Genomic DNA, 15,613 nt, shown 5'->3' with positions numbered 1-15,613 from the left:
CAGGTGCCGTTCGCTCGCCCCGCCCAGCGCCTGCCACGTCTGGACCGTCTCACCGTCATGGCTCGTCATACCGTCATTCTGACGGCGACTCACCCTCCTCGGGGGTCCCGGCGGCGAGCGCTAGGGCGCGCAGGCGTTCCATCACGTCCGCAGGGGTGATCATGTACGCCTTACCCGCGATCGACTTCTCGAACCCGGCGCGGGTCAGTCGCCATACCCCGCAGGCCTCCCGGCCGGTGACGCCGAGGGAGTTCTGCACCCGGGGGTTGAACAGGTCGAGGTGGTGGAGGGTCAGGCCCGGCTCCATCGACTGCGCGGTGCGGGCGGAGCCCTCCTGCTCGTGGTTGGCGAGGACGCCGATCACGTGCGCCACGTGGAGGGCGGGCAGCCGGCCCTGGGGGGCGTCGGGGTGTCGGAAGATGTGCTGCGAGCTGTACGAATCGGCCTCCGGCCGGACCTCGAAGGGCGTGTCGACGAGGCTCCCGAGGAGGTCGAGGACGGATCTGCCGCCGGCGACGGCGCCGCCGAGGGCGTGTCGAACCCGGTCGACGACGCGGTCCTCGTCCTCGAAGGCCTCGTACTCGGCCCGCGCCAGATCGACCGCGTGCTTCTGGTACCAGTCCGGGATCCATTCCGGCACGTCGTTGGCCTCGTCGACCGGGTGGGGCGTGGCGCCGGCCATGTCCTCCGAGGCGTGCGCGTCGAGGCGGATCAGGGCGCGGCCGGGCAGGCGGGTGTACAGCGGGCTGTCGGGGACCAGGACCTGCGTGGCGTTCAACCACAGGCGCAGGTCCGGGCCTTCGTCGCCGGCCAGGCGCCAGATCGCCTCCAGGACCTCGTCGTCGTCCTCCGCGACGCGGACGGGAGCGCCGAAGCGCTGCGCGACGGCGTCAACGTGCTCCCGCCACGCGGTACGCGCGAGGGCGAGGACCTTCGGGTTCTCCTCGGCGTTCTCCGCCTCGATCACGCAGGGCACGTAGCGTGCCATCCGCACCGGGTTGAGGAAGTCGCTGCCCCGCCCGTACAGCTCGAAGGGGGTGCCTGAGCGGCTGTGCAGGGTGATGACGGAGTCGATCTCGATCCGGGTGAAGTACTTGACCTCGTCCATCCATCCGGCGAGGTCGCCCTCCCGGACCGGGGGCCCGGACCACAGCGCGGGGTTCGACAGACCTATGAAGGTGGCCGCGTCCCGCACCTGCCCCGGTGTGTCCTGCCAAGCAAATCGCACGATTCTTCTCCCCGTTGAACGATGATCAGTTGATCATCTTAAGGGCTTGCAGAGCATTAACTTGCCCTCGAACACCCTGCCTGAGCTGCGCTGTCAAGGGCTGATGTGCGCAAGTTAATGATCTGCAAGCCCTAAGGCTTGTCCCGTAACTGCTGGTCACCGGTAAGATGATCTTGGTGTGGCTGGTGTGATCACGGCGTCGGAGACGTCTTGGATTGAGGTTGATCCCCGGGAGTGGACGCCGGTTTTCATGCGACGAGTGATGACGTGATCAGTTGCTGTTCGAACTCGGCTGGTGTGAGGTAGCCGAGCGCGGAATGCCGGCGGCGCCGGTTGTAGTAGACCAGCCAGCGGAACACCTCGAGCCGGGTCTGTGTCTTCGAGGTCCAGCGGCGTCCGTGGAGCAACTCGCGCTTGAGGCCCTGGAAGAACGACTCGGCGAGGGTATGTTGTAGCTTGAGCCGACCCGTCCCATGCTGCGGCGGATGCCGTGCCGGCGGCAGACCTCGGCGAAGTCGGCCGCACTGTACTGGGCGCCCCTGTCGGTATGGAAGACGACGCCGTGGAGCCGGCCGCCGCGGGTGGCCACGGCCCTCTCAATCGCGTCGGTGGCCAGCGAGGTGCGCATGCGGTCGGCGATCGACCAGCCCACCACCCGCCGCGAACAGATATCGATCACCGTGGCGAGACAGAGCCACGTCGTGTCGACTGCTATGTAGGTGATGTCGCCGCACCACCTGGTGTTCAGCGCGTCTGCGGTGAAGTCGCGCATCACCAGGTCCGGCGCGGGCGGCGCGGTCCTGTCCGCGGTCGTCGTCCGCTTCCTCTTCCGCAGGTGCCGGCCGACAATGTGGTTGATCCGCATCAGCCGCATTACGCGCTTGCGGTTGATCCCGCGTCCACGGGCACGGACCTCGGCGTGGACGCGCGGAGCACCATGGGCACCACCGTGTTCGGCGTGGATTCCCCGGATCTCGGCCACGGTCCGCTTCTCCTCGGCCCGCCGTTCGGCGCGGGTCTCCTCGGTGACCAGGTGCCGGTAGTAGCCGGCACGGGACGTCCCAAGCGCGCGGCAGATCCGCTTCACGCCGAAGTCGGCGCGGTTGTCGGAGATGAAGTCCCAGCGGCGGGGGCCCACTTCACCTCCCGGGCAAAATAGGCGGCTGCCCGGCGCAGGATCTCGCGCTCCAGCCGCCACTCCTGCTCGGCCTGAAGCAGCCGGGCGTTCTCAGCTCGCAGCCGGTCCGACTCCTCCGCCACGCTCACGCCACCGTCGCGACCCTTGGGCGAGGCCTGGGTCTCGTCCTTGCGAACCCACCTCCGCAGCGACTCAGCGGTGATGCCGAGATCCGCGGCCACAGCCGCGTACGTCCGCTTGCCAGCTGCGGCGCGGTAGAGCGCGACAGCATCCCTCCGGAACTTCTCCGGGTACGGAGACTTGCGTCCCACCTGGACATCCTTCCCTGGACCATCAAGATCCATAGTCAGGGTGTCCACTCCAAAGGATCAGCCTCAAGCACCTGTTGCCCCTCCCACCCATTATCGTCGGTCGGACGAGAATAGGCTAAGGTCGCGAACATGACCGATTCGCCGAACGAAGCAGACGCCCAACTCGCCACGCGCGCGGCCGAACTGGTGAGCGGTTGGGTGTCGGCGGACACCCCCCTGACGGAGAGCCAGGGATGGAAACTGGTCGGCCTCCAGCACCCGGGCTCCGGGCACATGCAGATGCATGTGTGGGACGACGTCCTGGCATGGGAGCGCGAACTGGCCACCGTCCTGGCCGCCGACGACGGCACCCCGGAGAGCCGTGAAAGCATCGCACGCGCCAGCGCCACGGCCGTGACAGCCATGCGCGACATGCTGCTCAGCGGCATCCCCGCGGGGGAGGGCGTGAACCTCCGGCGCGGGGGCGAGGGCCCTGATCCCCGCGAGGAACTGTGCCACTTCGTCGCCACCCACGCATAACCCCGCAGAACCAGGAGACACTCGCATGTCCATGTCCCCCAAATGGGAAGACCGCTGGTGGAACGCCGCGCCGGCGCGGAACGCCTTGGAGAAGATCGACTCTTCCATGGACGCCGGCGATCTGCTGGAGGACCGGCTCGGCGAGGACTGCGACCGGTGGCTGGTCGCCGTGGCGCTGATGGCCTCCGACTTCCCCGGCACCATGGCGGAACTGGCCGACACCGCCGAGGAGGCCGCGCGCACCGGACAGTGCCCCCCGCCCCCCGAGTGGACGGCCATCGGCCAGGCGCTGGAACGGATGATCAGTTTCGCACCCCGGCCGGCCGTGGACCCCATCGTCTGCTGGATGGGACCGGACGGCCGCCGCCTGCTCGCGGAGCGGATCACGTGGTACTCCGACCAGGCACGCGCCCTCATACGCCACGGCGACCTGGCGATACGCCGGGAGCTCGCGAAGGACCGTGAGCGGATGGACCAAGGAGGCCCGTATCCCTCCGCTCCGGACCAGAGGATCATCACAGCGCTCCTGGAACTGGACGACCCGGAAACAAACCTGTTCCTCCTGCACGACGACAGGCTCACCCACCCCGACACCTTCGACGTCCTGACGGGCCGTCCCTTCGGGGCCGGCCGGACGGAGCCCGTACCGCGCCTGCCCGAGACGCTGGCGATGGCCGGGCGCATCGCGGAACTCGTCAGCCCCCGGGAACGGGCCCGCCGCTTCGACGCCTCCGAACCCGGACATATCATGCTCGCCCTGCACGCGGTCAACGACGACGGCACAGCGGTGCTCGACTTCTATGAGCAGTGTGTGTCCGGGCTGTTGCTGGCCCGCGCCGACCGCACCGACCTGCTCGCCGAGGCGCTGACCCTCGTCCCGCTGCTGCCCGGGGCGAAGGAGTCGTACACCCGGGCCCTGACCGACCCGGAGGGCCCGGTGGAGACCCTGGAGCGGGACGTCGCACTCACCCAGCACATCGACGGATTCTACGACGTGGCCCTCGACCGGCGCACCCGCCGCAACCGCTACGGGGGCTCCGTCCGGCACGACCGTCCGAGCCGCCTCCTCGCCCACGGCCGCGCCCGGGCCGAGGACCCGTGGTATCCCCTCGACTGGGACGTCGCCCGCAGCCGGGCGGCCGACCCCGCAAAGTGGAACCCCCGTGGGCTCCCCGAGTACGACCTCCGCGAACTCGTGCAGTCCGCCGACTGCCCACCTGACCTGGTGCGCCGACTGACCCATGAGGAGACCGCCGACGAGTACAACTTCCTCCACCTCTTCCGGAACCGGGCCGAAGGCCTCGACCTGCTCCGCTCCCTGCGCCTCACCACCGCCTCGGGCCCCATCGCGCTGTGGGCCGCCACACCCGACGGCGAGGACTGGCGTCCCGAGATCACGATCGCGGACGTCGTGCAGCTCGCCCACCCTGCCCACGCCCTCACGGACTGGTGGACCGGACGGGCCCTGTGGCCGTTCCCCACCTACGTGGAAGAGGCCGCCACGACCGCGCTGGAGGCACTCCTCGCCGACCTCTCCCCCGAGCAGCGGACGGCCCTGACCGAACGGCTGCCCACCTTCGAGGGCACCCTGCCGGAACTCCTCGACGCGCTGCCACCCGCCACCCCGACCCCACAGATGGCCGGCCGTGACCGTCCATGACCGGCGCTGTGCTGATGGGCAGCAATTCCGAAGCACCGTTTGTCCACCCGCACTGGCGGCTTCATGGGCGGTCAGATGGGCGACGGAGCGATGGTCGTGGCGACCGACCGCATGCGGAGTCCTTCTGCCAGGTGCGCCATTTCCGCAGACGTGCCGACCAGGCCGACGGCCGCCAGCTGGGTATCGGCCAGTGACAGCTGGTGTATCTCGCGCAAGGCTCGCAGCACGGGGACGAGGCTGGTCTCCTCGGTCGCCAGGCGAAACCGTGCGGGCCCGCGCTCGGCCGGCAGCGCCTGCACGATCTCTTCGGGAGCTGGGCCCGCGTCCAGCACGCAGCATGCGTTGAGGCAAGACCGGCACCGCCCTTCGGCGCCCTGCTCCCGGTCGATGGACCGCCCGACGTCGTGGACCGGCACGCCACCACATATGCAGACGGAGTCCGTCTGCCCCAGACCAAGACGGTCCGCCCACCGCGAGCAAAGCGCCGGCCGGCAGCAGGCCCCGGGCCGCGATCCGGTACCGGCCGGGTAGCGCCCACCAGGCCGCCTGCTGCCGGCGGGCGGGCACGACCACTCCGTCGTGGCGGCCGGGCTCTATACGGTGCCCGCCAGGGGCGGTCGTGGAGGGAAAGCGAGCCCGGTCAGAACACGTCGGTAGTCCACAGGACGTACATTTCCTCTGCTATGTCAAGGGCTTCCTTTACTCCCTGATGCCACGCGCGTTGCGCGGTGTCGTCCGGGACGGTGCGCAGGGCGGTGAGCACATCGGCCTGCATCCATGTTCCGCCCCAGTCGCCCAGCCCGGTCTGCCCCGTCTTGGCCGGTTGCGGGCTTGAGGGGATGTGGTAGCCCTTGCTCCGGAGAATCCCCAGAGCGGTACCGCGTTGATGCCCCATCAGGTGCCGTGGGGAGAAGATTCCGAAATGATCCCGGCGGATTTCGTTCCCGTGCAGGTAGGCCTCCCACGCCGCCTCCGCTGTGGGCTGGTCGCACCAGTCGACCACGGGGATCTCCATGAAAGGCCGCGCGGCCGACGGGCCGACAGTCGTTGCGCGCACCTCCTGCCGCGCGGAACCCGCCACGACGAAAGCCAGTTGATGGCCCGGGACGGGCAGCTTGATGGTCTGTCCCGTCCCACTCACCCAGCTGGTCGTCATTCCGGCAGCGATCCGGACGGTGTACTCGCCATCGTCAAGCCCCTGACTCCCACGGAACACAGCGCCGTCGAGATTCTCGGTCGGCACGCCGTTCCGCTCGAAGAAGTTCCGGATCGGAGGACCCCCGGTAGCGGAAACAATGTCGACGTCGTAGTCGTCCAGACCGCCGCTCCAGTCTCGACCGAGGGCGTAGGCGGAATACCGACAGGCAACACCGTCCCTCACCACGTACGTCCTCCGGGTCAGCGCGCAGGTAACGAACTTGCGACCCTCAGACGTAGAAACCCTCACCCCCAGACGCGTCTGCATCAGATACATGCCATCCCCAGACACCGTCTCCACCCAGTCGGTGCGGATCCACCCGTCGGCCATGCGGCTCCCCCTACCCCACCTCAAACGCGAGGTGACCAGGATAGGTCGCCCGCCTCAGTGCGGCGGCCGGCACCTCACCCGGCACGGCCAACCGGCCCGTGCCCGCCACGGTCAGTTGGGACAGTGCCGCGCCGAGCGCACCGTCTGTCAGGGTGGTGAGAGCGCCGGCGAGAGCGTCGGCGCCGGCGTTGGCGGCCCAGACCGACAACCGGGCCTCGCACGAAGCCTTCTGGGTGAGCATCAGGCCTGGGTCGTCGAGCCGAAGCGCCCGCGTGCGCCGCCGAGACGGACGAACGGCCGACTGTGGGAGAAGGGCGCGGGCCGCGGCCGCCGGTCTGCTCGGCAGTCGCGTCTCCGATCGGGAGGCGCGATCCGACCTTTGCCATAGAGAGCGAGCTGACATGGGCACGTCAGGAAGAGCCGGCCCGCCCTTCGTCGCTTCGCTTCACAATCTGCAGGCTCAGTTGGAGCTTCTCGCTGGCCCAGGTCACCAGTCGGCCCGCGTAGCCGCCATCGGCCCACACGAGAGTGATCCTCGCGAATCGGGAGCGCAGGCGCTCGAGTAGCGGCCGGGCGCGTCGCGGCCCTGCACACTGGCGGCGGTGACCATCACGGCCAGCGGCAGGCCGAGCGCGTCGACGACCACGTGCCGTTTGCGGCCCGGCGTCCGCTTCCCGCCGTCCCATCCAGACGTGGCCCGCGGCACGGCCGCAGACGCGCGGACGGTCTGCGAGTCGACGATGCCGGCGGTGGGGTCCGGATCCCGCCCGGCGTCCTCGCGGACCAGGCCGCGCAACCGGTCGTGCAACTCGGACAGCAGTCCCGAGATGCGCCAACGCCGGGCGAAGGCGTAGACCCGGTCCCAGGCGGGGAAGTCCACCGGCATCGCCCGCCAGGTGATGCCGCCCGCGACCAGGTAACGGACCGCGTTGAGCATCTGCCGGTGGCAGTATCCCTCCGGCTGACCGCCCCGCCCCTCAAGCCACGACGGCACGGGTATCGCGTCACGGACCACCGCCCACTCCCCGTCGCTCATGTCGGAGGGATACCTCGGCCTCCTGTGCGGCCGGTCCCCGGCGTTCCCGAACCGGTGAGCGAGGCAATCACACTCCAGAGCAACCGAGTTGGAGCCGACCGCGGCAAGGGCGTACAACTGCGACATCAGGGCCTCCTGGCGTGCTCGATGGTCCTCGACAACCCGAGCTGTACCGGAGGCCCTGTCTTTATGCGCACCCGGACCCAACATCACCCGACCGAGCCGCCACACTCGAACCCACGATCACCAAGATCAGTACGACCGTGCCTGCTTCAGGCCAGCAAAGACAACCACGGTCATCACGGCCAGGGCTGCGGTGTGCGAGGGAGACGAAATCCCTCTCAACCGCAGCGGGGCCATCCGATCAGCTTGCTGACGCCGGCACATTGTAGGATCCACAGGGTGGCAAAACTGATCAAGACCCGTGCGACCCAGCCTGACGATCGCTCGGGCCAGCCCACCCGCCACCAGGTCATTGGCCGGATCGCTGATCACCTTACGGCCCGGGACCCCGGGCATCCGCTTCGGGTCGCGGTGGACGGTATCACCGCCGCAGGGAAGACGACCCTGGCCCGCGCGCTGGCATCTGCGGTCGCCGGTCGCGGCCGACCCGCGATTCACCTGTCCATGGACGGGTTCCACCACCCGCGCGCCCACCGCCACCGGCAGGGCCGCGACTCAGCAGTCGGCTACTACCAGGACGCCTACGACCTTCCAGCGTTCGCACGGACAGTACTCACACCGATGGGCCCCGGCGGCGACCGCCGCTACTGCGGTCGCATCATCGACCTGGCCAGCGACCAGCAGATCGACGAACCGCCAGTCACCGCGCCGGCCGAAGCGGTGCTGATCGTGGACGGCAGCTTCCTCCAGCGCAGCGAACTGGCCCACCTGTGGGATGAGGTCGTGTTCGCGGACACCAGCTTCCTCGTCGCCCGGCGGCGCGGCACTACGCGGGACGCCGCGCTCTTCGGCGGACTTGAGCAGGCCGAGAACGCCTTCGACAACCGCTATCACGCAGCCTGTCGGCAGTACCTGGCCGAGGCCGACCCGGCCACGCGAGCAAGCATCGTCATCGGCAACGACGACGTCGACCACCCTGAACTACGCCGCATCGGCGACCTCCGACAGCCCGAGTAGCCTGCGCGGGCGTCCAGCCAACTGATCCTCGAACCGATGTCCCCGTGATCGGAAAGACAACGGCTTCTTAGACCTGCCTGGGCAAGCCCCCCGCGCCGGCAGGCTTGCCCACCCCGACGTCAGGGGGCGGTCGCCGCCCAGTCGACGCCGAGCTCGGCGAGCGCGGCCAGCTGCTCCGGGGCCAGCCGCTCCCGCCGCTGCTTCTGGTTCACGACCCAGACCCCGGCCCGGTGCGAGGTCCCGTCGGGGAGCTCCTCGACGTGACCACGCCCCGGAACGCCCCCGCCCTCGCGTTTCCGGTACTGCGCAACGAATTCCCGTCTGGAACTCTGCCGCGCCGCGCTCGGCTGGGGAGGGCCCCGGCCGTCTTCGCGGGCGCGTGGGGCCTTCTTCACGCCGAGCTCGGCGAGTCGGGCCCGTTGTCCTTCGGTGAGCCGGTCGAAGTCGCGGCGTTGGGTGGTGAGCCAGCGGCCGACGTCCTCGCCGTGTCGGGTCACTCCCGGGACGATCGCGGACAGGCGGGCGCCCTCGGCGAGGAGTTGGGCGAGGTAGGCGTGGTGGCGTTGCGAGTCGACGGTCCAGCCGCGTTCGGCGGGGTTCCAGTCCTCGTCGATCGCGGCCAGCGCCGCGGCTCGGCGTTCGGCGCGTTCGGGGTCCTTGCCGAGTCCCCCGGGCCGGCGGACGTTGGTCAGCCACTGCCCGACCGCGACGTCCAGGGCGGTCGCGTGCCGCGGCGCGGCGAGCGTCCCGTGCAGTTCGTAGTAGGCGCGCGCGGCGCCCACGAGCCGGTTCTGTTCGCCGTCGAAGATGCCGGCCAGGACATCGGCCTCCCGCCGGTCCCCACCGAAGAGACCTTGCTGGTCGACGTGCACGATCAGATTGTCGTAGCTGTCGATCACCTCGGAGATGCCCCGGGTCTCGATCGTGTCCGACCACGCGTCCAGGGTCCGGCCGAACCACTCCGGCAGCCCGCACGTGTAGGGTCCCGAATCTCGTGTCCTCTTTCGCGTGGCGATGTCCTGCTGGCATGTCGGTGAGTTCGGGGCCACCTGAGACCGCCTCGATGCCGACGCGAAACACGGACGGCACGGCCGTGACGGACCTTCCTCTGACACAAGAACAGAGGCACTACTCGGGCACGTACTGGTCCTCGACTCCGCGTGACCACGTTGCCGGCGGGACCGGTTCATCCCGGTATGCACGGCGCACTGTGGGTGTGGGTGAGCATCCCAGGTAACCCTGTGCGCCCTGCCTGTGGTCACGGGTGACGGACATGATGGGCGCACCGCACATGAACCAGGCGATCCGCACCCCTGTCCCTCGGCCAGGGGGACATGCGGCGGAAGGAGCTCAGTGGTGTTGCTTCTCATCTCCCCGGACAGTGTCGAGGAAGCCCTCGATTGTGCGAAAGCGGCGGAGCACCTCGACATCGTCGACGTGAAGAAGCCCAACGAGGGATCGCTCGGCGCGAACTTCCCGTGGGTCATCAGGGAGATCCGCGACGCGGTACCGGCGGACAAGCCGGTGTCCGCCACCGTGGGTGACGTCCCGTACAAGCCCGGCACGGTGGCGCAGGCCGCGCTCGGCGCGGTCGTCTCCGGTGCCACGTACATCAAGGTCGGCCTCTACGGATGCACGACGCCCGATCAAGGCATCGAGGTCATGCGCGCGGTCGTCCGGGCGGTGAAGGACCATCGCTCCGACGCGCTCGTCGTCGCCTCCGGCTACGCCGACGCCCACCGCATCGGCTGCGTCAACCCGCTCGCCGTGCCCGACATCGCCGCCCGCTCAGGTGCCGACGCGGCCATGCTCGACACCGCCATCAAGGACGGGACCCGGCTGTTCGACCACGTTCCTCCGGACGTCTGTGCCGAGTTCGTACGGCGGGCCCACACCGCCGGTCTGCTCGCGGCCCTCGCGGGCAGTGTCACGCAGGCCGACCTCGGTGCGCTGACCCGCATGGGCACGGACATCGTGGGCGTGCGGGGAGCGGTCTGCGAGGGCGGTGACCGCAACGCCGGACGGATTCAGCCGCATCTGGTGGCCGCTTTCCGGGCGGAGATGGACCGGCAGGCCCGGGAGCACGCCGTCAGCGTCCCCGCCGGGAACTGACCGCCGGCATGCCGACGCCTGAGGCCGGCAGCCTCCCCGGAGGCCGGGCCGTACGTTTCTCCGTCGTCGACCCGGCCACCGGGGAGACCTTCGACGAGGCCCCCGACCAGCAGCCGGGCGCGTTGGACGGCGTGGTCGCCCGCGCCGAGCAAGCCTGGTCCGGCTGGCGCGCCGACCCCGCGGCCCGCACCGCGGCGTTGCGCGGCGCGGCCGACGCCGTCGAGACGGCTGGCGACGACCTCGCCCGGTTGCTCACCCGGGAACAGGGCAAGCCCCTGGCCGAGTCGTACGCGGAGGTCGCTCGTACTGCGGCCCGTCTGCGCCACTTCGCGGATCTGGCTCCCCGGACCCGCCGGATCGACGACGGCCGGCCTGTGCGTAGCGAGGTCCGCTGGCGCCCGCTCGGGCCCGTCGCCGCGATCGTGCCGTGGAACTTTCCCCTCCAGCTCGCGGCGGCGAAGTTCGCGCCCGCGCTCGCGGCGGGCAACACGATGGTCCTCAAACCGTCGCCGTTCACTCCGCTCGCCACCCGGCTGCTCGGCTCCGTCCTCGCCACCGCCTTGCCCGAGGACGTACTGACCGTCGTCACCGGCCGCGAACCCCTCGGTGCCCGCCTCGCGTCGCACCCGGGCATCCGCCACGTCACCTTCACCGGTTCGGTGCCCACCGGGCGGGCCGTCGCCGCGGCGGTGGCGGGCTCGCTCGCCCGGGTCACCCTGGAGCTGGGCGGCAACGATGCCGCCGTCCTGCTGGACGACGTCGACGTGGACCGGATCGGGGACCGGCTGTTCTGGGCGGCGTTCCGCAACTGCGGGCAGGTCTGCATGGCGGTCAAACGCGTCTACGTCCCGGCCCGGCTCCACGCCGAGGTCGTCGAAGCTCTCGCCCAGCGCGCGAAGACCGTCGCCGTCGGGCCCGGACTCGACCCCGAAACCCGGTTGGGACCGGTCAACAACGCCCAGCAGCTGGCCCGGGTCGAACAGCTCACGGAGCGGGCCCTGGCGGACGGCGCCCGGGCGGCGTCCGGCGGCCACCGGCTGGACGGGCCGGGATACTTCTTCGCTCCCACGATCCTCACCGACGTCCCGCCCGGCAGTCCGGTGGTGACCGAGGAACAGTTCGGACCGGTCCTGCCGGTGCTGCCGTACCGGAGCCTCGACGAAGCCGTCGACGCGGCCAACGGCACCGGCTTCGGACTGGGCGGCTCCGTATGGGGCACCGATCTCGACCGGGCCGAGGCGGTGGCCGACCGGCTCGAATGCGGCACGGCCTGGATCAACCATCATGCCGAACTGTCCCTCGCCCAGCCCTTCGCAGGCGTCAAGGACAGCGGCGTCGGCGTCGCGGGCGGACCGTGGGGGCTCTACGGCAACCTCCGGCCGTTCGTCGTCCACCGCCCGCGGGAGGCGTGACGATGAGGTTCCAGGCGGCCGTACTGCGCTCGTACGAGGACCCTTTCAGGGTCGAGGAGGTGACCCTGCGGACGGAACCCGCCCCCGGCGAGATCCTGGTCGAGATCGCAGGCTCCGGGATGTGCCGGACCGATCTCGCGGTCCGGCGATCCGCCGGCCGCAGCCCGCTGCCGGCCGTCCTCGGCCACGAGGGCGCCGGGGTCGTGGTGCGGGCGGGCAGCGGCCCTGACACCACGGTCAACGTGGGTGACCACGTCGTGCTGAGCTTCGACTCCTGCGGACACTGTCGGAACTGCCTTGGCGCGGCCCCCGCCCACTGCGACTCCTTCGCCTCCCTCAACCTCTTTGGAGGACGCGAGGAGGAACCGCCGCGGCTCACCGACTCGACCGGGAAGGCGCTGGCCCCTCGTTGGTTCGGCCAGTCCTCGTTCGCCCAGTACGCGCTCGTCCCGGTCCGTAACGCCGTCCGGGTCGACCCCGCGCTGCCGCTCGAACTGCTCGGGCCGCTCGGCTGCGGATTCCTCACCGGTGCCGGAGCCGTACTGAACACCTTCGGCGCCGGCCCCGGCGACACCCTGACGGTCCTCGGCGCCGGAGCCGTGGGCCTGGCCGCGGTGATGGCGGCCACCGCCGCCGGCGCACTGACCGTGGCCGTCGACCGCCATCCCCAACGGCTCGCCCTGGCCGAACGGTTCGGAGCGATCCCACTGCCCGCCGCAACGGCCGGACTGCCCCAACGGATCCGACGGCTGACCGACGGCGGCGCGCAGTACGCCCTGGACACCACGGCCTCGGCCCCGCTCATCAACAACGCGCTCCAAGCGCTGCGCCCTACCGGCACCCTCGGCCTGGTGGCACGCCTGCACACCCCACTGTCGCTCGAACCGGGCACGCTCGACCGAGGCCGCAACATCCGCCACATCTGCGAAGGGGACGCCGTCCCCGGGCTGCTGATACCCCGGCTGACCGGGCTGTGGCAGGCCGGTCGCTTTCCCTTCGACCAGCTGATCCGCACCTACCCGCTGGCCGACATCAACGAGGCCGAACGCGACTGCGACGCGGGCCGCGTGGTCAAACCCGTCCTGCTCCCAGAGCGAACAAGCCGATGAATGCGGCATCCCACACCGCAGACCTACTCCGTCCCACGAGCAGACACCCCGCACTCCCACTTCCGCCAACGGAGGACACATGACCGGCCCGGCGCCGCAGCAAACAGACCTGGACGGCGTGGACGGAGGTGTGGGCCTGACCGCCCTCCTGGTCGCCGCGGCACGGGCGATCGAGACCCACCGCCACGACAGCCTGGCCCAGGACGCCTACGCGGAACACTTTGTACGCGCCGCCCCGGCATGCACCCATTGGCCGGTACGCATCGAGCAGGTCCCGGACGGGGACGACAACCCGCTGTGGGGGCGCTTCGCCCGCTACTTCGGCCTGCGGACCAGGGTCCTCGACGACTTCCTCCTCCAGTGGGCCCGGACGGACGCCCGCCAAGTAGTCTTGCTGGGAGCCGGGTTGGACACGCGTGCCTTCCGGCTGGACTGGCCGTCCGACCTGGTGGTCTTCGAGATCGACCGGGCGGGCGTGCTGGCCTTCAAGCAGCAGGTGCTCACCGGTCTGTCGGCCGCCCCGAAGGTGAAGCGCGTCCCCGTACCGGTCGACCTGCGCGCGGACTGGGTCACCGCGCTGACCACCGCCGGCTTCGACCCGACCGTGCCGAGCGTCTGGCTGGCCGAAGGACTCCTCTTCTACCTGCCGGGCCCCGCCGAGACATACCTCATCAACACGGTGGACAGGCTGACCACCGGAGGCAGCGCTCTGGCCTTCGAAGCCAAGCTGGAGCCGGACCTGCTGGCGTACCGCGACAGCCCGATCTACACGGCGACGCGCGAACAGATCGGCATCGACCTGCTCCACCTCTTCGACACCGGACCACGACCCGACTCCGTGGGCGACCTGACGGCCAAGGGCTGGTTCACCTCGATGCACACGCCCTTCGACTTCACCCGCCGGCACGGACGGGGCCCCGTCCCTGAGGCGAACGACGCGCTGGAGGGAAACCGGTGGGTACTCGCGCACAAGCCCCGGCCATGACGTCCCCAGCGCTCACGACGACGTCCGAACAAGGCCGGGCACCCCGTACCTGGCCGGGGGCTTCACCGGGACAGGAACGACCGCCCGAGCACAGGATTCGAGGGCGGGGCCTGCCGCAGGCCCCGCCCAGTAGGACACACCCTGGCACAGGCACGAGCTGGGGCGCGTCGTAGCGGTCGCCGCCCGCGCCCGGGACGCCGAGCGGCGTTCCATGATCACGAGCGACAGCGTCCCGGGACAGTCGCTCACGCGCGGTCTCAGACCCGGGCAGCCACCAGCTTGTCGCCCGGGATCCCGGCCATGTCCGGAGCGTAGTAGTCCTCGATGCCGGAGGCCCACGTAGCCACAGTGATGCGGTCCTCGGCATCCGGGCCGAAGGCGTCGAACAGCGCGTGGATGTTCGCCTTCTCGAAGCCGATCGCCGTCATCAGCGATTCGAAAAGCGGGCGCTCGATCAGGCCGTCCTTGTCGGGGTCGCCGAGTGCGGCGAGCGCCTGGGCGAACTCGGCGATCGTGGGACCGAAGCGCTTGGGATCCAGCACGAACGGACGGAACTCCTCGACGGTGATCACACCGTCGCCGTTGGCGTCCAGTTCCGTGGCCAGCACCGTCCAGTAGCGGCGGAACGCGGCCCGGATAGCGGCCTTGGCGCCGTCATCCGATGCGGCCGCCGCCTCCAGAACACGGCCCGTCATGAGGTCGAAGTCGTTGGAGTCGATGACGCCGTTGCCATTGGCGTCGAAGAGGGAGAAGACCAGTTCAACTCGCTTGGCGGCCTCGGTTCGCATGTGTGTCACCTGTCTTCTGCGGCCTGTCGATCCCGGCCTGGCTCAATGAGTGCTCCTACGTAACCGTGCCGCGAGAGAGGCGTGACGGTGAGACGGTCTCCGTTACCGGAAGGAGTGAGTCCGCCGTTAATCAGTTCGGGCGGGTCGGGCAGGACACGTGCGATCCGGGCGAGGCTGCTTACCTCCAGCCGGCGGTTCTCCGGCTCGACGGGCGGCCCGCCCCGCCCGGACCGCAGCGCTGGCCACCGCGACATCCGTCACCCCTGCTCCTGCCCGCCCTACCACCACCGGCGCGCACCCCGCGTCGCACCACCCGCCCAGGGGGGACGGGGAGTTCTTGAATGACCCGCGTCGTCGGCATCGGAGCAAGCCACATGGGCTTGGTCATCATCTGCGGCCTGCGCATCAACCTCCCCGGCCAACTGCTCACCGTCGTCGGACCCTCCGGCAGCCCCCACCCAGGCCCTGCGGGACGCAGGCATCGATGTGGAACCCCCGGGGGCCCCTCCCTTTCCCATCGGCGGTGTCCACCGTGACCAACACGACGCGGCCCCTAGAGCCTGTCTGATAATTGATCTTGTGACAGGTCGAGGTGAGTTGACGGAGGCGGCGTGGGAGCGGATGGAGCCCTTGTTGCCGCAGGTGGA

The 15,613-nt window shown here is 70.0% G+C and carries 14 protein-coding genes and 1 pseudogene; 7 read left to right on the top strand and 8 right to left on the bottom strand.

The window, feature by feature from the left end:
* Nucleotides 1-73 precede the first annotated feature (73 nt).
* Together ACZ4XJ_RS33680 and ACZ4XJ_RS33675 are read right to left on the bottom strand one after the other, a co-directional pair.
* Nucleotides 74-1,228 carry a hypothetical protein gene (locus tag ACZ4XJ_RS33680; RefSeq protein WP_468498389.1) on the bottom strand — a complete coding sequence of 385 codons (1,155 nt, stop codon included), beginning with the start codon at nt 1,226-1,228 and terminating at the stop codon, nt 74-76.
* A 248-nt stretch (nt 1,229-1,476) separates the two neighbouring features.
* Nucleotides 1,477-2,677: pseudogene (locus ACZ4XJ_RS33675) on the bottom strand (IS3 family transposase).
* A gap of 129 nt (nt 2,678-2,806) precedes the next feature.
* Here ACZ4XJ_RS33675 and ACZ4XJ_RS33670 point away from each other — a divergent pair.
* Together ACZ4XJ_RS33670 and ACZ4XJ_RS33665 are read left to right on the top strand one after the other, a co-directional pair.
* Nucleotides 2,807-3,196 (top strand): hypothetical protein, encoded by a 390-nt coding sequence (locus tag ACZ4XJ_RS33670; protein ID WP_468498388.1) that lies wholly within the window; start codon nt 2,807-2,809, stop codon nt 3,194-3,196.
* Between the two features lie 25 nt (nt 3,197-3,221).
* Nucleotides 3,222-4,856, top strand: a complete 1,635-nt coding sequence (locus tag ACZ4XJ_RS33665; RefSeq protein ID WP_468498387.1) for a hypothetical protein — start codon at nt 3,222-3,224, stop codon at nt 4,854-4,856.
* A gap of 71 nt (nt 4,857-4,927) precedes the next feature.
* Here ACZ4XJ_RS33665 and ACZ4XJ_RS33660 read toward each other — a convergent pair whose 3' ends face one another.
* From ACZ4XJ_RS33660 to ACZ4XJ_RS33645, 4 genes are all read right to left on the bottom strand, one after another.
* Complete coding sequence (locus ACZ4XJ_RS33660; RefSeq protein WP_468498386.1) at nt 4,928-5,272, bottom strand: hypothetical protein; 345 nt, start codon at nt 5,270-5,272, stop codon at nt 4,928-4,930.
* A 224-nt stretch (nt 5,273-5,496) separates the two neighbouring features.
* Nucleotides 5,497-6,384 (bottom strand): hypothetical protein, encoded by an 888-nt coding sequence (locus ACZ4XJ_RS33655; protein ID WP_468498385.1) that lies wholly within the window; start codon nt 6,382-6,384, stop codon nt 5,497-5,499.
* Between the two features lie 10 nt (nt 6,385-6,394).
* Entirely contained in the window at nt 6,395-6,625 is a 231-nt protein-coding gene (locus tag ACZ4XJ_RS33650; RefSeq protein ID WP_468498384.1) for a hypothetical protein, read from the bottom strand.
* Nucleotides 6,626-6,871: 246 nt separating this feature from the next.
* Entirely contained in the window at nt 6,872-7,420 is a 549-nt protein-coding gene (locus tag ACZ4XJ_RS33645; RefSeq protein ID WP_468498383.1) for a transposase, read from the bottom strand.
* Between the two features lie 402 nt (nt 7,421-7,822).
* On the opposite strand from ACZ4XJ_RS33645, the gene ACZ4XJ_RS33640 reads away from it, so the two are divergent.
* Nucleotides 7,823-8,560, top strand: a complete 738-nt coding sequence (locus ACZ4XJ_RS33640) for a nucleoside/nucleotide kinase family protein (RefSeq protein WP_468498382.1) — start codon at nt 7,823-7,825, stop codon at nt 8,558-8,560.
* Between the two features lie 119 nt (nt 8,561-8,679).
* On the opposite strand, the gene ACZ4XJ_RS33635 is transcribed toward ACZ4XJ_RS33640, so the two are convergent.
* On the bottom strand, nt 8,680-9,609 hold the full coding sequence (locus ACZ4XJ_RS33635) for a helicase associated domain-containing protein (RefSeq protein WP_468498381.1): 930 nt from the start codon (nt 9,607-9,609) through the stop codon (nt 8,680-8,682).
* 307 nt (nt 9,610-9,916) lie between these two features.
* On the opposite strand from ACZ4XJ_RS33635, the gene ACZ4XJ_RS33630 reads away from it, so the two are divergent.
* The 4 genes from ACZ4XJ_RS33630 to ACZ4XJ_RS33615 all read left to right on the top strand — a co-directional run bounded on the left by ACZ4XJ_RS33630 (nt 9,917) and on the right by ACZ4XJ_RS33615 (nt 14,178).
* Nucleotides 9,917-10,672, top strand: coding sequence for a (5-formylfuran-3-yl)methyl phosphate synthase (locus ACZ4XJ_RS33630; protein WP_468498380.1), 756 nt, complete (start codon nt 9,917-9,919; stop codon nt 10,670-10,672).
* 8 nt (nt 10,673-10,680) lie between these two features.
* The gene (locus ACZ4XJ_RS33625; protein WP_468498379.1) at nt 10,681-12,084 is read left to right on the top strand and encodes an aldehyde dehydrogenase family protein; all 1,404 of its coding nucleotides are present in this window, start codon (nt 10,681-10,683) and stop codon (nt 12,082-12,084) included.
* Nucleotides 12,085-12,086: 2 nt separating this feature from the next.
* Nucleotides 12,087-13,193 (top strand): NAD(P)-dependent alcohol dehydrogenase, encoded by a 1,107-nt coding sequence (locus ACZ4XJ_RS33620; RefSeq protein ID WP_468498378.1) that lies wholly within the window; start codon nt 12,087-12,089, stop codon nt 13,191-13,193.
* 79 nt (nt 13,194-13,272) lie between these two features.
* Nucleotides 13,273-14,178 (top strand): class I SAM-dependent methyltransferase, encoded by a 906-nt coding sequence (locus ACZ4XJ_RS33615; protein ID WP_468498377.1) that lies wholly within the window; start codon nt 13,273-13,275, stop codon nt 14,176-14,178.
* A gap of 257 nt (nt 14,179-14,435) precedes the next feature.
* Here the strand turns inward: ACZ4XJ_RS33615 and ACZ4XJ_RS33610 are convergent, their stop codons facing one another.
* The gene (locus ACZ4XJ_RS33610) at nt 14,436-14,966 is read right to left on the bottom strand and encodes an EF-hand domain-containing protein (protein WP_468498376.1); all 531 of its coding nucleotides are present in this window, start codon (nt 14,964-14,966) and stop codon (nt 14,436-14,438) included.
* Nucleotides 14,967-15,613 lie beyond the last annotated feature (647 nt).

Source organism: Streptomyces sp. NPDC029836 (assembly GCF_055574495.1).
This window is presented reverse-complemented; position numbering and strand designations above follow the sequence as displayed.